The organism is Arthrobacter sp. 05T442 (genome assembly GCF_056395945.1).
This window is the reverse complement of sequence record NZ_JBFTKM010000019.1, coordinates 1-18,490: the sequence shown is the minus strand read 5'-3', so window position 1 is coordinate 18,490 and position 18,490 is coordinate 1. Positions and strand designations below refer to the sequence as shown.

Genomic DNA, 18,490 nt, shown 5'->3' with positions numbered 1-18,490 from the left:
CGGGATGTTGGCGGGAGGGCCGGGGCGCCGTGGGCGCCCCGGCTCCGTGCGGGTTTACTTGGAGGTTGTGAAAGCGATTGCCTGGTCGAAGAAGTCCTTGCCGATCAGCTCGGAGAATTGCGGGTACAGGCTCTTGGAGGTGGCCTTGAATTCTTCAAGGCCCGAAGCGCTGAGCTCGTTGACCGTCATGCCCTTTGCCGTGAGTTCGTCCAGCTGCTTCTTGGACTGCTCGGCGTCGTAACCGGTCTTGAACGTAGCTGTCTCGGTCGAGGCGTCCGTGAGCAATTTCTTTTGGTCATCGGAGAGTGTGCCCCACTTTTTGGATGACAGGGCGAGCACCCAGGCGTCGTTGATGTGGTTGGTCAGAGACACGTACTTCTGGACTTCGGAGAACTTATTGGTCCACGGCACCTCGATCGGGTTTTCCTGGCCGTTGATCGTTCCCGTCTGCAGGCCCGTGAAGACCTCGGAGAAGGCCATGGTGGTGGGGCTTGCACCCAGCTTGCTGAAGAAGCCGGTCCAGAGCGGGTTGCCGGGAACGCGGATTTTCAGTCCCTTCAGGTCCGAGGGCTGTGCGATGGGGCGCACCGAGTTGGTGATCTCGCGGCCGGTCCGGGTGAGGAAGGACAACGCGACGGTGTCCTTGGCTGCGAGCTTGTCCTTCAGCATCTGGCCCGGCTTTCCTGCCAGGAACGCCGCTTCCTCCGTTGTGTCCTTGAAGAGGTAGGGGATACTGATGCCGTTCATTTCCGGCACCACCGAGGCGTAGACGGAAGTCGAGAGGATGAGGGCGTCGAGCGAGCCGCCCTGCAGGCGGGTGACGGCGGCATTCTGGTCCCCGCTGAAGCTCGTTCCGTTCGGAACTACGGTGACCTGGACGGATCCGTTGGAGGTCTTCTTGACCTGGTCGGCGAAGTGCTGGGCGCAAACGCCTACGGAGGAATCGATGGGGTCCGGGATCGACAGCTGGATTTTCGCCGGCGCGCCGCCGGAAGCGCCGGGCGCTCCGGAGGCGCAGCCGGCGAGGACCGAGGCGGCCAGGGTGCAGGCCAGCACTCCGGTGAGGGCGCGAGTCTTAGATTTCATGTGGTGCCTTTCTTCGTTGGAAGGAGTCTGGTTTCCGGGGGTGAAGTTCATGACCCCGGCCGAATGGGTGTGCGGGAGCCTCAGTGGGTGAGGGCTGCTTCCGTGACGAGGGCTTCGGTTTCGCGGCGGAGCTCGATGGCCTGGGACAGGGAGTCGTCAATGATGACATCGTCCCAGCCGACAATCCCGCCCTTGGCAATGTCGTTACGCAGTTCCACGTGGTGGGCCAGCGCTACCGGGAGGGCGCCGGTTGCGACCGAGTGCCTGGCCGAAACCAGCTTGCCCCAGACCGTGTACCCGCCTTCGCCGTCGAGGAATTCGCCGGCTTTGAGGTCCTTCTTGGCTGTTGCGACGACGTCGCCGAAGAACCCGATGGGCGAGCCCGTGGCGATCCCGCGGAGGGCCGCGTTGGCGATGGACATGTTCAGCTCCAGGCCCACGTAGTGGTACGGGCGGTACAGGGCGGCGTACTGGCCGGTGGGGTCCGGGTGCCACGGGTATTCGTTGAAGCAGCCGGAAACGTAGTCGTTCGTGGCCTTGACGACGACGAAGACGCCTTCCTGGGTGTTGTGAGGAATCCAGGTGCCGTCGCGGTTGACGCTGGACATCACATCGACGCTGCCTTCGTGGGCGAGGGCTCCCCCGACGTCGGCGGGGCGGCAGATCGTGGCGATCTCCTCGACATCGCCCGGCGTGAAGCTCAGCCCGGTGTCAGAAGGTACCAGTCCGGCGCCGTTGGCAACGGCGGCCATCTCGATGGAAGCCTTCGTGCCGTCACGGAACGAAGTGTGCATGTTCGGGTTCAGCTGCCCGGAGTCGGTCAGCTCCTTGGAGAACTCCCAGTTCTCCCAGACATTGTCCGGGTTCATCTCGTGATAGTGCTCAAGGTACTTGGCGCCCTTGCCGGCGCAGACAACGTCGAAGCCGCTGGTGCGGGCCCAGTCGACGAGTTCCATGATGAGGGCCGGCTGGTCGCCGTAGGCCATCGAGTAGACAACACCGGCGGCTTCCGCACGCTTGGCCAGGGCGGGCCCCGCCAAGGCGTCGGCCTCGACTGTGACCATGATGATGTGTTTCTTCGTTTCAATGGCGCGCAGCGCGTGCTTCACCCCCACGATGGGGTTGCCTGTTGCTTCCACGATAACGTCGATGTCGACATCGAAGAGCTCGTCCGCGTTGGCCACGATCGTCGTCGTGCGGTCCCTCAGGGCGGTGGCGATGTCCGGAGCGATCTGGCCCTTGGGCCAGCCCACGAGTTCGAATGCGCCTTCTGCACGCTTGACGTTGATGTCAGCGATCGCGACGACGTGGATCCCCGGAATGTTGTTGGCCTGCGCAAGGTACATCGTGCCGTACCGGCCGGCTCCGATGAGCCCGACTCGAACGGGGCGGCCTTGCCGCTCGCGGTCACTGAGAAGCTTGTGAAGGTTCATGGGGATCTCTCTGATTGACGTCCGCGTCGGAGAGGCCTCCACCGTAGGGGTGGAGCAACATCTTCGTCGCAAACTGGAGTTTGAGGACCGGAGTGGAACCGGTACCACTTTTGTACCAGTCAGTGCTAGGCTGTGTCAACAGTCACAATGAGCAACCGTAATGGTTTAGTCAGGCGGAGCGACCTCGTGTTCCCGCCGATCCATTGCCGGTACCGGACCTCAAGGAGGAGGAGAAGTGAAGAAGGCCCCAACTATTCGCGACGTCGCGGCCGAGGCGGGCGTTTCAGTCTCCGTGGTATCCCGGGTTCTGAACCCGGAGTCAGGTCCCGTCGCGCCAGCCAAACGGGAATTGGTGCTGCAGGTTATCGAGGAGCTTGGTTACCGGCCGCGGGCCGCGGCCCGGGAGCTGAGCGTGGGCCACGCCCTGACCGTTGGCCTTGTGGTCGCGGACCTCGCCAACCCATTCTTCGCTCAGCTAGCCGACCGTGTTGTCTGGGAGGCCCGGAGCCACGGGGTGCAGGTAGTCGTCATGACCACCCAGGAGGATCCTCACCTGGAGGCCGAATCCCTGGACACACTGCTTGACCGCTCCGTCGGAGGAGTCATCGCGACACCGACCGGAGCCAACGTTGAGAAGTGGGCCCGTCTCCAGGCCCTGGGCGTGAATGTTGTCTTTGTTGACCGAGCCATTGCCGAACTGGCAAACGTCGACGTCGTAAGCATCGAAAACACCGACTCAGCCCGACGCGCCACAGAATATTTGCTCGGTTTGGGGCACACGCGGATCGGCCTCATTTCCGGTCCCGTTAGCACATCAACGGGACGCTCACGGATCGAGGGGTACCGGATTGCGCACGAGAACTTCTCGACCAGCGGCGCCCCCCAACTAATCCGGGATGTGCCGTTCCGGGGAGACGGCGGGGGCGATGCAGTCGGGTCCCTGCTCGCCCTGCCCGACCGTCCCACGGCGCTCATTGTTGCCAACACGGCCCAGGTGCTCAGCTCAGTTCGGCGCCTCGTCCAAATCGGCGTGCGGATACCCGAAGATCTGTCCGTCATTGTTTTTGACGATAACCCCTGGACCGAGCTGACAAACCCGCCGCTGAGCGTGATCCGCCAGCCCATCGACATGCTCGCCGTGCACTCCCTGGAACTGGTGCTGGGACGCATGCAGGGCCGGCTCCCCGCAGAGCCCCGCACGATCCTGGTCAACGCAGACTTCGTGCCTCGCAGCAGCTGCTCACCTTTGATCCTCTCGCCTACCTCTTAAGGAAAGCCCATGTCCGTCATTGTCACCGCCGTGTTCACACCCAAGAATGGGTCATTCAGCCAGGTAGCTGCTGCCCTCGCGCCCGCGATTGCCGAAGTGCACGAGGAGCAAGGATGCCTGCTCTACGCCATCCATGACGCGCCCAACGGCCAAATCGTCATGATCGAAAAGTGGGAAACGGCAGCCCTTCTCGACGCCCACGGCGAGGGAGAGGCCGTCAAACGCCTCAATGCCTCCCTCGAGGGCCTCCTTCAGGAACCCGTCCACGTGACCCGACTCTCACCAATCCCCGCGGGAACCGAGCACCAGGGGACCCTGTAATGAAGCCCGTCCTTGTTGTCATGGGCGTATCAGGAGCAGGCAAGTCAACTATTGGAGCAGCGTTGGCCCAACGCCTGGGCGCCACCTTCGTCGATTCCGATTCCCTGCATCCGCAGGCCAACGTGGCGAAAATGGCTGCCGGCAACCCACTGACTGACGGTGACCGGTGGCCGTGGCTCGGGCTCGTGGGCGCCGAGCTGGGGTCACCGCACCCGGGTGGGATCATTGTGGCGTGTTCCGCACTGAAGCGCGTTTACCGGGACGCCATTAGGGCCAAAGCACCGATGACTGCATTCGTTCAACTTAACGTCGAGCTTCCCGTGCTGCAGGGCCGCGTGGCCCAACGCCCCGGACACTTCATGCCACCCTCCCTCCTCAAATCACAGCTGGAGACACTCGAACCCCTGCAAGCAGATGAAGCAGGACTGGTGGTGTCGGTGCCGGAAGGCGTCGAGGCAATGGTCAGCGAAATCCTCGCCCAGCTTCCACCAACCGCCGGAGCTTTAGCCTCGGAGGACGCAGGTGCCGGACTCAGTCAGGACGGGCTGACTGCGGCCGCGGCACCCCCGCCGGCTCCACTACTGAGTGTGCGCCGCTGAATTACGTGGAGCCCTCTTCGCAGGGATATTTGGCGCTCAGGGTCGGTCCGGCGGCTCGTCTTCGGGTTGCGCGGTCGGTGAGGACAGCGTCCGGTTTCTCGATCGGAGCAACGCGGAATCGAGAGACGGATCCTAACTTCGTTCTGTAGTCGTCGCCGTGACCCTCATCGTCCTCTGGACGGTGTGCCTGGTCCGGAAGCACAGAAGCGGCGGTCCAGCCTGCCGACGAAACAGGCGACCACTATGGCAGCAGAGAACCAAGTGACCGCCACCAGGAACAGGGAACCAGGTCCGAATCAGGAGTGGGCGCTGATGTACCGGAACGGGCTTCCCGGGCGTCGCATCGGTCAGTTGTCCGTGTTCCCGTCTCAACGGTCAGCAACTCGAACCGGCCTCCGACCCCTTTTCGCCAGATGACCTCTGGCCAGAGATGTTGCACCGCCCCCTAGAGTGAAGTCATGCTGCACTCAACCCGGCAAGGCTCCGGTAAGCCACTCCTCCTGATCCATGGGCTCGGTTCCAGTATTGGTAACTGGAACCCGGTAATCCCGGCGCTGGCCGCTGAACGCGATGTAACCGCCGTCGACCTCCCCGGTTGCGGCGAATCCGCGCCGCTGACCGGCGAAACCACCATTGCCACGCTGACCGATGCCGTCGAAGCCTTTATCCGCGACGAGGAACTGGGTGATATTGATCTTGTAGGCAGCTCCATGGGCGCCCGGATGGCAATGGAGATGGCACGGCGAGGGCACGCTGGCACCACGATCGCCCTTGACCCTGGTGGCTTCTGGAATGACCGCCAGGCAGCGATCTTTGGTGCAAGCATCAAAGCATCCGTCGCACTGGTGCGCCGCATCCAACCGGCGCTCCCCTTCCTCACGGGCAACCCTGTGGGTCGCACGGCCCTGTTGGCTCAGTTCTCCGCCCACCCCTGGAAGCTGCCGCAGGATCTGGTCCTGCATGAGCTTCGCGGGTTCAAGACATCGACCAGTCTGGACCCGGCCCTCAACGCGTTGATTCACGGCCCCCGCCAGGAAGGCGCGCCGGCCGGTTCACTCAAGGGCAAAGTGGTCATTGGATGGGGGCGAAAGGACAAGGTCACCGCTCCCAGTGAGGCGGCTCGGGCCACGGAGCTGTTCCCGGATGCAACACTCCACTGGTTCGAAAACTGCGGTCACTTCCCGCACTGGGACCAACCATCGGAAGCGGCACGCCTGATCCTCGATAACACCCACTGAGCTGCGGCTGAGCGCCGGGGCGTAGCTATTTATGTTGAGCTGGCTTCAGAAAGGTTCACCTACCGGCACTGACCTGCGGAAACACTGTGCCCGAGGTGGGACTCGAACCGGGTTCCAGCCCCTGCGAACGCTGGACTCCCGCGGAAACATGCGGAATCCGGCTCGATCCGACCGGAATGCGGCCAAGTCCGGGACCCAAAGTGTGGACACTGTCCACACCCCCAATTCTCCGGCGGCCCGGACCTGGGGCCCAACTGGTGAGACTGCTCGGCTCGCCGTATGGCTCTGAGACCTTCGCTATTCTTTCAGCGCGTCGAGCCGTGACACCCGTGCCTTGCCGCCCGGCGGCAGGGCACGAGGCCCGGCAACTTCCTCGGCAACGGCGACGGCAACGGCAACGCCCTTCCAGAAGCGTGACCTCACAAGGAATTCCTGGAATTCCACCGGCCTCTGCTTGGAAATCCAGCACCAGCTGGGGAACGGTTCCAAGACTTGGCGTCAAGGTTCCCCGGCAGAGACTGTGTCACTCGATGGAGGTTTGATGGGCGTCGGTCAGCTCTCCGGGTTTTCGATGATGGATCAGCCGCGGGGCGGCAGGCTCACCCCTGCTGATGCAGGGCGTAGGCGCCTGTTCCAGCGGAATCGAGGTCAGACGGGACGCCGGGGAAAGCCGGGCGGACGGCGTCGTCACCCCTCGATCCTGTGCTCCTTGATGCCGCGGAAGGCATGCTCGTCACCGGAGTAGACGGAGGGTGACCCGCCGATCGTGAACAGCACCACGAGGGCATGTGGCAGCAGTGCCGGGTCGTTCAGCCTGCTGGCGATGCGGGTGACGTCCTGATTGCCGACGAAGCTCAGCGGAACGAAGGCGTCCAGGAACGAGTTGTGCCGCTCCAGCGCGCCCGCGAGTTCGAAGAAGTTGCGGTCGTTGAGCGAACTCCACACCGCCTTCCAGAGCTCGTACTGGGTGGCCGAGTCGAGGGCTCCGGCGCCCACCTCGCGGGAGTAGTCGCCGTGGATGTATTGGCCCACGAAGGAGGCGTCGGGAAATTCGGTGCGCATCGCGCAAATAACCTTCGCCAAGAAAGAGGGATGCAGTGGGGGCTCCGGGGCCGAGGACCAGGGCGTCCTGGAACGGTCCGAAGGAGCGTCCGGTGTGGTTGAAGACGCCGTCCAGGAGCACGCGCAAACCCCGCGCGTGCGCGTGGGTGACCAGCAGGTCGAAGTCTCCGTCGTCGGCTAGTCGGGGGTCGATGCGGAAGTAGTTTGTGGTGTCGTACCCGTGGGTTTCGGAGGCGAAAACCGGTCCGAGGGCAATTCCTGACGCCCTTAGTTCCACGGCATAGTTCAACCAGGGGACAAGGTGCGCGAGGCGGCGGGTCACGGGGGCACCTTCTGTCGGGGCCGCGTGTTCGGCCCCGACGAAACCCAAGGACTAGATCTGCCACCATATTGCGTGTTTGACCCACTCCGGTGGTGTCAAAGGAGAGTCGTTCCAGCGAGCGTCCGATTCGTCCTTTTACGGCGATGGGGTCTTGTCAGTCGGTCGTCAGAGTGCGGCGAAGTTCCCGTTTAAGCACCTTGTGGCTGGGGCCGAGAGGAAACTCGCCGGTGAACCGGATGTGGCGGGGGTATTTATGTTTGGCGAGGTGCTGTTGGCTCCAGTCGATGATGTCCTGCGCGCTGGGCGGGCTATCCGTGCTGGCAGGATCCAGGACGACGACGGCGCATATTTCTTCGCCCCGCAACTCGTCCGGCAGTCCGATGACGGCCACCTGGGCGATCGCCGGGTGGCGGGAGAGGACCTCCTCAACCTCCCGCGGGTAGACGTTGTAGCCTGAGCGGATAATGACGTCCTTGGTCCGGTCGACCACGTAGATGAAACCGTCCTCGTCCATGGTCCCGAGGTCGCCGGTGCGGAACCAGCCCTCCACCATTGCCTCCTCGGTGGCCTGCGGGTTGTTCAGGTAGCCGGCGAAGACGTTATGGCCGCGGACCAGGATCTCTCCAAGCTCTCCAGCGGGCACTGGAACGACACGTTCGGGCACCCGGTGGTCGGCGATCTGGACCTCCACACCCCAGACGGCCTGGCCGACGCTTCCGGGCCTGACGCCTGAGTGCGGGGTATTTGTGCTGACGACTGGGGATGTTTCCGACAGCCCGTAGCCTTCATAGATGGTGGCGTCGAAGGTGGTGTTGAACTTCTCCATCACGGCCAGGGGCAGCGCCGCTCCCCCGGAGACGCACAGCCGCAGCGCCGGCAGCTCAGGTCTGCCTACGGCGGCGGCGAGCAGTTGCATGTACATGGTAGGGACGCCGTGGAAGACGTTGACGCCGTGGGCGGCCATGAGCTCCAGCGCTGCCTCGCCGGTGAATCTTGGCAACAGGACGAGGGTCCCTCCGAGCCGGAACAGGGCGTTCATGCTGGCTGTTTGTCCGAAGACGTGGAACAGCGGAAGGCAACCGAGAGCGATGTCGCTGGTCCGCACGTCGTTGGCGTCCACTGCCGATACGGTCGCGTTCATGACCATGTTCAGGTGTGTCAGGACGGCGCCTTTGGGTCGGCCTGTCGTGCCGGAGGTGTAAAAGATGACGGCCGGATCCTCGGCTTCCCGACTCACGTAGCTGCGCAGCTCGCGCCCGCCGTCCGAGCAGAGACGAGCCGCGCTCTCTTCTCCCTCGGGCACGGGGCCAACGAGCAGCACCGGGATTCCGGCCTCCGCGGCCGCCCGTCGCCCCACGGTAAGGAACGCGGCGTGGCATAGAAGCATTTTGGCGCCGCTGTCCCGGAGCACATGGATGACTTCCTCAGCGGTCAGCAGCAGGTGCACGGGAACCACGACTCCACCGGCGGCCTGCACGCCGTAGTAGGTGGTGGGAAATTCAACGACGTTCGGCGACATCAGCGCAACGACGTCCCCCGGTGCGATTCCGGCGTCTTCAAGCTTCGCGGCATAGCTGCGGGCGTGCTGCCACAACGTGGCATAGGTATAGGACTGGCTGCCGCTGATGACGGCGGTCTTGCCCGGGTATTTGCGGGCAGATTCAGCGAGAATCGAGGCGAGCGACAAAACGGTCATGGGTTCTGCTTTCTCTTGTTGTTGGGCCCGGCCGATGGAGCATCGAGCAATGCGGCCAACGTGTTTTCGACGACCGCCCGCGCCTCGTCTGAGGACTGCCCAAAGGAGTCCCGCAGCAGTTTCCAGTTCGCCCAGTCCGCCGCCGCGCAGATCGACAGGACCATACGCGTTCGGTGGGCCGGGTCCAGCCCGCCCAGTTCCGCTTCGAACAGCCGTTCGACGTCGTCCCTGATGCGCTTGAGGTTCTCCTGCAGGTTCTGTTGCAGCGCCGCGGAGAACGGGCGCTGCAAATCTGCGGCGCGGGCGAGCGGCGCGACGGCCTCCAGGATCGAGGCGCGCTGCGAGCTGTATGCCGCGACGCGTTCCGCCAGGGGCAGCACCACCGGGACGGGCTCCAAAGCCTCGTCCTGCTCGGCCAGTTGGCGGGCGGCCGTGTTGGCCATGAGGGCTTCCATGTCCTTGAAGTGGTCCCACAGCGCGCGGACGGAGACCCCGGCGCGGGCTGCGATCTGTTTGGCGGACGGTCTGAGTTCCCCGTCGTTGATCAGCCCGATATGAGCTTCGCTGATGATCCGGAGGGTCCGCTGGGCGCGGGCCGTGCGCCCATCCAGGGCACCGGTCATCTGCTCGTCCCAGGAGCCGCAAACACACCTTGGGCGCCTTCGGCCAGGAACCCGGCCGGCAGCAGCGTCACATCCCCCGTCAGCTCCGCGTAGTGCCTCAGCCTGTCGGCGACGTAGCCGGCACCGACCTGGCCTGAATACCACATCGGGCCGCCCCGGTACGCGGGCCAGTTGTAGCCCTTGGCCCAGATGACGTCGATGTCACCGGCCCGCTCGGCAATTCCCTCCGCCAGAATGCGTGCGCCTTCGTTGATCATCGGAAAGAGCAGCCGTTCCAGGATTTCGCGATCCGAAATTTCCCGGCGTGAGACGCCAAGGTTCCGCGAGACATCCAGGATGAGCTGCTCAACCTCGGGGGCATCGCGCCTTTCCCGGCCTTCGTAGGCGTAGTAGCCCGCCCCCGTCTTTTGCCCGAACCGTCCTGCTTCGCAGAGCGCGTCCGCGGTCGGGGCTGTCCTGCCCTCGGCCTTGCGGTTGCGCCAGCCGATATCCAGACCAGCCATGTCACCCATCTCAAACGGCCCCATCCGGAAGCCGAAGTCCTTTAGGACCGCGTCCACTTGGCCGGGCAGGGCCCCCTCGAGCAACAGCTGCTCGGCCTGAGAAGAACGCACCTCAAGCATCCGGTTCCCGACGAAGCCATGGCAGACGCGTACGACGACGGGTGTCTTGCCGATCCGGCGTGCGGTGGTGAACCCGGTCGCAAGCGTCGCGGCGTCGGTCGCTGCTCCGCGGACCACCTCAACCAGCGGCATCACATTGGCCGGGCTGAAGAAGTGCATGCCCAGCACCCGGCCGGGAAGGCGCGTTCCGGCGGCAATCTCGTCGATACTCAGGTAGGACGTGTTGGAGGCGAGGACGCAATCGGCACCGACGTGCAGGTCCAGGGCTGCGAAGATTTCTTGTTTGACCTGCAGGTCCTCGAAAGCTGCCTCAATGACAAGATCGGCGTCGGTGAGGTCCGCGTAGTCCAGGCTGCCCGTAATCAGAGCCTTCAGGCATGCTGCGTCGTCCTGGCTCCTGCTGCCACGGGAGACCGACACGGCAAGGTTCTTCTCAATCTGTGCCAGGCCGCGGTCCAGGGCGGATCGTTCGGCCTCCACGACGGTAACCGGGATGCCGGCAGAAGCCAGTGCCATGGCGATCCCGCCGCCCATGGTCCCGGCACCGACGACGCCGGCGCGGCGGACGGTCTTCGCCTCTTCCGGATCAAGGTTGGCGGGTTTGCGCGCTGCACGTTCGGCTGCGAAGAGGTGACGCTGGGCGGCAGATTCAGGGCTCCTGACCCGCTCCACGAACTTCGTCCGCTCCACGTCCGCTCCGTGGTCATAGGACTGCTCGATGCCGGCCGAAACAGCCTCGATCGCAGCGTGGGCGGCATACGGGTCCTTGGCCTTGCGCAGCGCGTCCGAAGCCAGCCGGCTGACGGTACCGGGTGCGGCCGCGGCGTCGGCAATCCTGCCGGTGCGGTCCCGGGTCTTGTCCGGCGTGCGCGTGGCCACGAATTCAATCGCCCAGTGCACGGCCGCCGGTGAGCGTGGATCCTCCATCAGCGCATCGACAAGGCCATCCGTGAGTGCCTCGGCGGCGGACACTTGTTTTCCCGTGAGAATCATGTCAAGGGCACGTTCCGGTCCCACCAGACGGGGCAGGCGCCCTGTCCCGCCTGCGCCCGGCAGCAGGCCCAAAGTGATCTCCGGCAAGCCGAGGCGCGCCGCCGGTGCGGCGATCCGGGCGTGGGCGGCCATCGCCAGTTCGAGGCCGCCGCCCAAGGCTACGCCGGTGATTCCGGCGATGACAGGCTTCGGGAAGTCTTCCACCAACGCCACGAGCTCCCGGAGATCCGGCTGGGCGGGTTCGCTGTCCATTCCGGCGTTACCGGATTCAGGCGTGTTGAATTCAGTGATGTCCGCCCCGGCCGAGAATGCTTTGGGCTGCCCGAGCAGCAGGACAGCGGCGATATCCGGATCCCCGGCGACCCGCAAGAGCGCAACGCTAAGTGCACCGCGCAGCTCCCGGCCTAATGCGTTCACCCGTCCGTGGTTCATGGTGATTCGTGCGACACCGTCCACTATGTCGACGGCTACGATCTCGTTTGCCGGTTCGGTCATGACGTCCCGACCTCTCTGTCGGTGATTAGCTGAATGCGGAGATGCCGGTGATGTCCCGGCCGACGATCAGGGATTGTATGGAGTCGGTTCCCTCGTAGGTGCTGACGACATCCATGTCCGTCATGTGCCGGGCGACGTGCCGTTCGAGGAGGATTCCGTTGCCGGCCAGCATGTCCCGGGCCTCGGCGCAGATCCACTTTGCCTTCTGCGCCGTGGACATCTTCACCATCGAAGCCATCGGGCCGGTCAGCCGGCCGGTTTCGGCAAGCTCGGCCATACGGTGGCACATCAGCTGCATGGCCGTCAGTTCGCTGAGCATGTTGGCGAGTTTGTTCTGCACCAGTTGGAACGAGCCAATCGGCCGGCCGAACTGCTCCCGCTCCAGCGCGTACCGGGCGGCAATCTCGTAGGCAGCCATGCCGTGGCCCATCGCCTCCCAGGCGGCCCCGCCGCGGGTCGCAGTGAGAACCCTGGTGACATCCTTGAAAGAGTCACAGTTCTCCAGCCGGTTTTCCGCGGGGATCCTTACGTTCTCGAGGACAATGTCAGCCTGCTGGATGGCGCGCTTGCCGATCTTGCCGGTGATCACGGCCGGACGGTAACCGGCCGGATGCCCGCCGTCGTCGCCTTTTTCCAGCACAAAGGCTTTTACCCGGTCGTCCGCCACGTCGCGGGCGAACACGATGACGACGTCGGCCATGTGTCCGTTACCGATCCATCGTTTGTGCCCGTTCAGGACGTAGGTTTCGCCGTCCCGGCGGGCGCTCGTCTCCAAGGCGACCGAATCCGAGCCATGAAGCGGTTCGGTGAGCGCGAACGCCCCGATTTTCTTCAGGACTGCCATGGAGGGCAGCCAGCGCTGCCGCTGTGCCTCACTGCCGAGCATATTGATCGCGCCCATGGCCAGGGACGAATGGACGCCGATGAAAGTGTTGATTGAACCGTCCCCGCGCGCTATCTCGCGCGCAACGATCCCGGCCGCCCGGCGGCTCAGGCCAGGGCAACCGTAGCCGTCGATCGTGCTGCCGATAATCCCGAGCCGGACCAGGCCCGGCAACACCTCGGAAGGAAATTCCGCACGTTCCCAGTAGTCATTGATGATCGGAAGGATGTCAGATTCCACATAGGAGCGGACCCTGTCGCGGAGCACCCGCTCCTTGGGCGTCAGTTCGTCATCAAGCAGGAAATAGTCGCTGTTCACGTCCGATTCGAGCACCGCTTGGCCCCTTTGCCTTGGGTTCCATAAGTGCGATGCAGCTCACACTCACTTAACAATATGCATGCTAACTGCAAATTGTTCGGAACCCAAGGGCCCCGCCCCAAGGTCTCGTCAAAACGGCCGGACCAGCGTGAGTCTCAGCCGGATGTCACCTGCGCTGCACGCCTGGAAAGTTGTCGACAAAGACCCTTGAAAGGTGCCCGGCCGTTGCACCGGAGGTCCTGCCGTCAGAATCCGGGCGGGACCAAACCAGGTCGACCGGCACCACCGGCAGGCGATCTCACGGCCCGGAGCTCCCTGTGGCTCGGGACTCCTCCAAGGGTCGTGCCGGCACCAATGAGGCCACGAGGGCGCGCATACGGCGCCCAGTCCCGGATGCCGCTCCCCCGGCAGCAGAGACCGGTCGGTTTTCTGCGCCCCCGGCTACCCTGAGTCATGACCGACCACCAAAAGACCTGGCACGAGGGGCACAAAGCCACCCTCACTAGAGGCCAGCGCGCCGCCGACATCATGCGAAACGGGATGGGTAGCTGGCCCTTCGTGGGCGGCTTCATCGGTTTCATGCTCATCTGGGCCGCCATCAACACCTGGGCGCTGGCCACCAATTCCTGGGATCCGTACCCCTACATCCTTTTGAACCTCCTGCTCTCGATGCTGGCCGGACTCCAGGGCGCCATCCTGCTGATCGCGGCCAAACGGCAGGACGCCATCGCCGCCGCCATGGCCCAGCACGACTACGACACCAACGTAAAAGCGAAGGAAGAGATTGAGCTGCTTATGGCCATCAACAGCCAGCAGCTGCAGATCCTGCAGGAGCTGAAGGAACTGGCGACCATTGAGCGCCGTGGCGTTATCGATTCTGCAGGCGTCTGACCTGCGTCACTACACTGGGACTCCCGAGACGACGCTTTGTTGCCGTTTGCACGTCTGATCAGCAGAGGGCCTGCCGTAGAAGGTGGTTCTCCTGAGGTAATCCTCCGGCGCCGGCGCCAGCTCCGGGACGCGGCAGGACCTGCCAAAGCGGGCAGAAGCCAGTTCATGGGCATGGACGAGCCGTTGGACAGTCATACTGGACACGCGCAGGCGCTCTGCGACTTCGGAGATAGTCAGGTACGGGGTGGGGACGTTTGCGAGGGACATGTGAATCGGGCTCCCGGGGCTGGCGTAACAATGGCGGGAGGCCGGCGGGTTACGGGCCGGCCTAGTCCGGCCCGGTGATCGGCCGACAGTCATAGAAGTAGATCCCGTCCGGAGTCTGCAGCCCCGCTGACCTGCCGTTTCTGACCGCCACTCCGCCCTGTTTCCGCCCGTTGAACGGGTCGTCTCGACTGCCACGCCGCCAAACCGGAACGGAACGGCAGACTGTGACAGGTTTGGATGGCCCCGGTAGGACGGCTATTTCTGGCCCCACTTCGTGACTCGCCGGGCAGCTTGTGACGGTTAAATGTGGCCCCGCCTTCAACGTTGGATTCATCAGTGGATGGATGCGGCGGAAGGCTGGTCTGGATGGAGTCGAGAGTGGAGTTGTTCGCGCAGATCCGACGGGACGCCCGGGTCGAGGGCCTCTCGGTCCGTGCGCTGGCGGCCAGGCACAAGGTTCACCGAAGGACGGTGAGGCAGGCTCTGGAGTCGGCCTCCCCTCCGGAACGCAGACCAAGACAAGGGGTGTCCTGGCGGCTGGATCCGTTCAAGCCGGCGATCGATGCCATGGTCCGAGCGTAGGCGAACGATTGGTTCAATCGTCCGCCTGGAAAGAGACAGCACAGTCGACAGATGGGGCCAAGAATAATCCTCATGCCGGGGCAAAAAGAGTTGACATAGTCAGCCCTGGATGGCCGCTGACAGCTCCGCGAATCAGCAATCCCGAGATTGGAATCATAAATATACCTGTCGCGGTGACGAAAAGGCCCATGAACAATGCTGGCGTCATGTCTTCTCCTTAGAGGTGCACGTAGGCCGTGAAATTGAGTCAACATCCGCGGCCCCAGCCGCCCCATAGGCTCCGGTCGGGATAAACTGACCGCTTCCCCCTGGAATCTGGTGGTGCCGCGCTGTTTGATGGGGGTGCCGATAAGGTCCGGAATCCATTCGCGGACGGTGCTGTTGGGCTTCAGCGCGCCTGTGACGGCGCCGATGGGCTCACCGTCGAGGTAAACCTCGGCGGTCACCAGGGATGCTGTGCCTTCACCGCCTTCTGGTCCGGGCCAAGTTCGGCGGTTCGGGTGCGAAACCAGGCGGGGCGGTTCAGCTTGCCGGGGCTTACTGGCTTCAGCTTGATGTCAGACACGTCCGCTAATGTCTGCGGACGATGGTGGGGCTCTCCCTGCGGCTCAGCTGACTAATCGAGGCGGGAATCCTTCGGTGAATGGATGCCCGGATGCCGTCAGGTGCTTTCCGGCGTTTGACGCCGCCGCCTCCGGGTTATGACCACTCGGACGGCTTCTACAAGGGCATAAATCAGTCCGACCATAATGACTGTCGTTAGATTGACAGGGGTGCTTGGGGTCACGAGCCAGGCAAAACCGAGCACCGTTACAGCGGTAGCCATTCCGACGCCAAGGGCCGACCCGAAGAGCTCTTGCGTAGTCATTCGATCTCCTACTCTGGACAGTAAACTACGCCATTGATAGCCGCTAAAATAGTCCCCCCGAAGGCGCTGCCCGCGATCAACCCGGCCGCCGCGCCCTGGCCAATGAGTGGAATGAAGCGGGTCAGACCGCTTCGTGCCACTACGCCTAAGGACCCGGCAAGAACTTACTCGGTTTTGTCGCTCAGGTGCCGGGACTACAGCAGCATCCGGCCCCTGGCCCAGCCCCGCACGGCGGCCAGGTCAAGGTCCGTGGCGATGGGCCCATCGCGGAAATACCGCCCGTACACCGCGTCGGGGTCAAAGGAAGCGAAGGCCAGCTCGTCGATCACCTGCTCGTAGGCGTCCTGAATCCTGTCGTCGGTCGGCGTCGAGCCGAGCTCGTCGGCCAGCGCCTGGATCAGATCCTCGCGGGTGTGGCGGATGATTTCGTCGGGTAGCTGAGGCATCGCAGAACCTCCGGTCATGGGTGCAGCGAAGATGCTGTGGCTACAGGATCAGCTATTTGACCGCCCACGGCAAGGCCTCGGCCGAGGTTCCGGGCCGGAGGTAGTCAATGGTGTAAAAGTCGATCCGCTCTTTGTCCTCGCGGGCGTAGATGAGCAGGTGGTTTACCGACAGCCTGCCGGCCACGAGGGACTCGATCTCGGCCCGGGCTTCGGCCAGGGTCGCGTGCGTGACCCATTCGACGTCCAGATCACCGTGCCGGGCCCTGGTCCGGTAGTCGTGGGAGTCTTCGCCGCGTGGCGGCATTTACTCATCAGTCACACGAGTAACAAGTACCTCATTGGTGTGGTTCTTACCCTCCAGTAGCATTTGCTTGTGTACTCGGTCAGCACCGGCCCCGGCGGGGCGCAGGCCGCTCGCTCCCCACGGACGTAGATGGTTACTAGGCGGCAAGTGGTGCGCCGAAAAGCTCTTCAGCCTGCCGGACCAGGCGCGACGGGACGTCCGTGTCCCTGCCGTGGTCGTCACGGCCCAGGATCACGGCCTGTCCGCGAGCGGTCCCAGCGAGATCCAGGCCGCACTCATGCATTAACTGCCCCGCCCGAAGGTTCGGCGGGAGATTGATGATGGTCCCCTCAGCGTTGAGGTACACGTGCCAGTCGCCGCGCGTGATTGACTCGATTTCTCCGCCGACAAGTCCCCGCAGGACCTCAGGGCCCGTGTCCAGGGATTCAAACCGGACGGCCTCGCCGAGCCGGGCCGGAATGATCAGTGCCGTGTATCGTATGGCGTTCATCTTGTGTCCTCTACTCCGAGCAACTAAGACCACATCCATTCTGTTCCCAATCCCCGCCGCACCTGGGCAGGCCGGCCGGGATGTCCCGCACCGGCATGTCATGAAGCCACGGAACCGCAGGGAACCGCACCGGGCGCAACGATCGCCGCTGCCGTTGGAAGTACAGCGCCGGCAACCTCTGAATCCCGTACCGTTTGCCTTGCGAGACGGCCTCTCGCGAAAGTCATGGCGGCATGCATACTGTGAGGATGAAATTCACCACGACCATTCAGGGCAGCGGCAACAAAGCTGGCATCGAGGTCCCTGAGGATATCGTCAACGCCCTCGGGGCTGGCAGGCGGCCGCCGGTGGTCGTGACCATCAACGGCACAAGTTACCGCAGCAGCATCGCGGTGATGGGTGGTCAGAACATGGTTGGCGTCAGCGCGGTCAACCGTGAACTGACCGGTGCATCCGCCGGGGACACCGTGGAGGTGGACCTCGAACTGGACACCCACCCGCGTGTCATAGACGTTCCCGAGGACCTCGCCGCAGCCCTGGACGCGGACCCCGCGGCGAAGGCCTTCTATGCGACGCTGAACTACAGCAGCCAGCGGCGTTACGTGGAGCCGGTCGCAGATGCCAGAACGGCAGAAACCCGCGCCCGCCGAATCGCCAAGGTAGTGACCGACCTCAAGGCCGGCAAAAAGTAGCTCCGGAACTGTTTCCCGCGAACATCACCCTGCCCAAAATGCTACGTCCACCTGGCCGGACGCCAGTGAACACAGTTGGGCACTGACTAGTCGATGCGGCCCGCCAACAACGTGGCAGCCGGTGATTCAAGTAAGAAACGCGTGTCCGGTCCGGAATCACGCGGCTGATTCCAGTAACGACCACCCGTGACGGTCATCGGCAGCGCTCCTAGGATTCGAAGTGGGCCGCTGCTGGCCCGTTGCAATTCGTTCGGAAGCGGGGTCCGTTCATGAAAGCCGCAAAAGTTCTCATCGTTGCTTGTCTCCTGTTCGGGTGGCCAGCCGGCCCGGCCAGCGCCGCAGACGATGCTCCGGGGACTCCTCCTCCGGATGCCGCGGCGCTGGGAAATGACATCTCCTGGCCTCAGTGCGGCGCTGACCTTCCGATGCCCGCGCAGTTCGCTGTCGTTGGCGTGAACGGCGGCCGGCCGGAGACCACGAATCCGTGTCTGGCCACGCAGCTGGCCTGGGCCGCAGGCACCGTCGGCGCGGGGGCCGGGACCCCGGTTCCGGTGTACGTCAACACCGCCAATCCAGGCCCCGACGGTTCCTGGTGGCCGGCATTGAATGCCTACGGCGGGACGGAGGTTTCCAACCCCTATGGGATGTGCGACGGCACCTCCAATGCGGCGTGTGCCTATACGTACGGCTACGCCAAGGCCTTCGACGATGTCAACCTGCGCGGCGTCCCCGACCCGGCCCACCGGCTCTGGTGGCTGGACGTGGAAACCGGAAACAGCTGGTCACCCGACACCCGGGCCAACACGGCAGACCTGGAGGGCATGACCGCATATCTGCAAAGCATCGGGGCCGACGTCGGGATCTACTCCACCGCCTACCAGTTCGGAAAAATTGCCGGCAGCATTGATCCCGGCAGCAACCTGAACAGGCTCAAGAACTGGATTCCCGGAGCGGCGGCGTCCGCGCAGACGAACTGCGCGTCCAAACC

General features: G+C 63.9%; 19 protein-coding genes and 2 pseudogenes. 8 read left to right on the top strand and 13 right to left on the bottom strand.

Annotated features, from left to right (window positions below; all coding sequences use genetic code 11):
* Positions 1-54: 54 nt before the first annotated feature.
* Positions 55-1,086, bottom strand: a complete 1,032-nt coding sequence (locus tag AC1DES_RS16070) for a DctP family TRAP transporter solute-binding subunit (RefSeq protein WP_476896705.1) — start codon at positions 1,084-1,086, stop codon at positions 55-57.
* Positions 1,087-1,166: 80 nt separating this feature from the next.
* Positions 1,167-2,519 carry an NAD(P)H-dependent oxidoreductase gene (locus AC1DES_RS16065; protein ID WP_476896704.1) on the bottom strand — a complete coding sequence of 451 codons (1,353 nt, stop codon included), beginning with the start codon at positions 2,517-2,519 and terminating at the stop codon, positions 1,167-1,169.
* 235 nt (positions 2,520-2,754) lie between these two features.
* On the opposite strand from AC1DES_RS16065, the gene AC1DES_RS16060 reads away from it, so the two are divergent.
* The 4 genes from AC1DES_RS16060 to AC1DES_RS16045 all read left to right on the top strand — a co-directional run bounded on the left by AC1DES_RS16060 (position 2,755) and on the right by AC1DES_RS16045 (position 5,947).
* Complete coding sequence (locus AC1DES_RS16060) at positions 2,755-3,789, top strand: LacI family DNA-binding transcriptional regulator (RefSeq protein ID WP_476896703.1); 1,035 nt, start codon at positions 2,755-2,757, stop codon at positions 3,787-3,789.
* 9 nt (positions 3,790-3,798) lie between these two features.
* The gene (locus tag AC1DES_RS16055) at positions 3,799-4,110 is read left to right on the top strand and encodes a putative quinol monooxygenase (protein ID WP_476896702.1); all 312 of its coding nucleotides are present in this window, start codon (positions 3,799-3,801) and stop codon (positions 4,108-4,110) included.
* Complete coding sequence (locus tag AC1DES_RS16050) at positions 4,110-4,709, top strand: gluconokinase (RefSeq protein WP_476896701.1); 600 nt, start codon at positions 4,110-4,112, stop codon at positions 4,707-4,709. Before AC1DES_RS16055 ends, AC1DES_RS16050 begins: the two co-directional genes overlap by 1 nt.
* 458 nt (positions 4,710-5,167) lie before the next feature.
* Positions 5,168-5,947, top strand: a complete 780-nt coding sequence (locus AC1DES_RS16045) for an alpha/beta fold hydrolase (RefSeq protein WP_476896700.1) — start codon at positions 5,168-5,170, stop codon at positions 5,945-5,947.
* Positions 5,948-6,244: 297 nt separating this feature from the next.
* Here the strand turns inward: AC1DES_RS16045 and AC1DES_RS16040 are convergent, their stop codons facing one another.
* Positions 6,245-6,391, bottom strand: coding sequence for a hypothetical protein (locus AC1DES_RS16040; RefSeq protein ID WP_476896699.1), 147 nt, complete (start codon positions 6,389-6,391; stop codon positions 6,245-6,247).
* A 243-nt stretch (positions 6,392-6,634) separates the two neighbouring features.
* Positions 6,635-7,009, bottom strand: a complete 375-nt coding sequence (locus AC1DES_RS16035; protein ID WP_476896749.1) for a hypothetical protein — start codon at positions 7,007-7,009, stop codon at positions 6,635-6,637.
* Between AC1DES_RS16035 and AC1DES_RS16030 the strand changes: the two genes are divergently transcribed.
* The gene (locus tag AC1DES_RS16030) at positions 7,002-7,190 is read left to right on the top strand and encodes a hypothetical protein (RefSeq protein WP_476896748.1); all 189 of its coding nucleotides are present in this window, start codon (positions 7,002-7,004) and stop codon (positions 7,188-7,190) included. The two genes, AC1DES_RS16035 and AC1DES_RS16030, sit on opposite strands and share 8 nt — an antisense overlap.
* On the opposite strand, the pseudogene AC1DES_RS16025 reads toward AC1DES_RS16030, so the two are convergent.
* From AC1DES_RS16025 to AC1DES_RS16005, 5 genes and pseudogenes are all read right to left on the bottom strand, one after another.
* Positions 7,131-7,286 (bottom strand): annotated as a pseudogene (locus AC1DES_RS16025) (alpha-amylase family glycosyl hydrolase); the annotation flags it as partial. The gene AC1DES_RS16030 and the pseudogene AC1DES_RS16025 overlap by 60 nt on opposite strands.
* A gap of 199 nt (positions 7,287-7,485) precedes the next feature.
* Positions 7,486-9,027: a long-chain-fatty-acid--CoA ligase gene (locus AC1DES_RS16020; RefSeq protein WP_476896698.1), complete on the bottom strand. Its 1,542-nt coding sequence runs from the start codon at positions 9,025-9,027 to the stop codon at positions 7,486-7,488.
* Complete coding sequence (locus tag AC1DES_RS16015; RefSeq protein WP_476896697.1) at positions 9,024-9,650, bottom strand: TetR/AcrR family transcriptional regulator; 627 nt, start codon at positions 9,648-9,650, stop codon at positions 9,024-9,026. The genes AC1DES_RS16020 and AC1DES_RS16015 overlap by 4 nt, the downstream gene beginning before the upstream one ends.
* Entirely contained in the window at positions 9,647-11,761 is a 2,115-nt protein-coding gene (locus tag AC1DES_RS16010) for a 3-hydroxyacyl-CoA dehydrogenase NAD-binding domain-containing protein (RefSeq protein WP_476896696.1), read from the bottom strand. The genes AC1DES_RS16015 and AC1DES_RS16010 overlap by 4 nt, the downstream gene beginning before the upstream one ends.
* A gap of 25 nt (positions 11,762-11,786) precedes the next feature.
* A complete protein-coding gene (locus AC1DES_RS16005) occupies positions 11,787-12,977 on the bottom strand; it encodes an acyl-CoA dehydrogenase family protein (protein ID WP_476896695.1) in 1,191 nt (396 codons plus the stop codon).
* Between the two features lie 438 nt (positions 12,978-13,415).
* Here AC1DES_RS16005 and AC1DES_RS16000 point away from each other — a divergent pair, with 438 nt between their 5' ends.
* Entirely contained in the window at positions 13,416-13,853 is a 438-nt protein-coding gene (locus tag AC1DES_RS16000) for a DUF1003 domain-containing protein (protein ID WP_476896694.1), read from the top strand.
* 9 nt (positions 13,854-13,862) lie between these two features.
* On the opposite strand, the gene AC1DES_RS15995 is transcribed toward AC1DES_RS16000, so the two are convergent.
* The 4 genes from AC1DES_RS15995 to AC1DES_RS15980 all read right to left on the bottom strand — a co-directional run bounded on the left by AC1DES_RS15995 (position 13,863) and on the right by AC1DES_RS15980 (position 16,810).
* Positions 13,863-14,120, bottom strand: a complete 258-nt coding sequence (locus tag AC1DES_RS15995; protein WP_476896693.1) for a helix-turn-helix domain-containing protein — start codon at positions 14,118-14,120, stop codon at positions 13,863-13,865.
* Positions 14,121-15,764: 1,644 nt separating this feature from the next.
* Entirely contained in the window at positions 15,765-16,016 is a 252-nt protein-coding gene (locus AC1DES_RS15990) for a hypothetical protein (RefSeq protein WP_476896692.1), read from the bottom strand.
* Between the two features lie 52 nt (positions 16,017-16,068).
* Positions 16,069-16,320: a hypothetical protein gene (locus tag AC1DES_RS15985; protein ID WP_476896691.1), complete on the bottom strand. Its 252-nt coding sequence runs from the start codon at positions 16,318-16,320 to the stop codon at positions 16,069-16,071.
* 136 nt (positions 16,321-16,456) lie between these two features.
* On the bottom strand, positions 16,457-16,810 hold the full coding sequence (locus AC1DES_RS15980; RefSeq protein ID WP_476896690.1) for a DUF3846 domain-containing protein: 354 nt from the start codon (positions 16,808-16,810) through the stop codon (positions 16,457-16,459).
* A 248-nt stretch (positions 16,811-17,058) separates the two neighbouring features.
* Here AC1DES_RS15980 and AC1DES_RS15975 point away from each other — a divergent pair, with 248 nt between their 5' ends.
* Positions 17,059-17,502: a DUF1905 domain-containing protein gene (locus AC1DES_RS15975; protein WP_476896689.1), complete on the top strand. Its 444-nt coding sequence runs from the start codon at positions 17,059-17,061 to the stop codon at positions 17,500-17,502.
* 425 nt (positions 17,503-17,927) lie between these two features.
* Positions 17,928-18,490, top strand: a pseudogene (locus AC1DES_RS15970) (hypothetical protein); the annotation flags it as partial.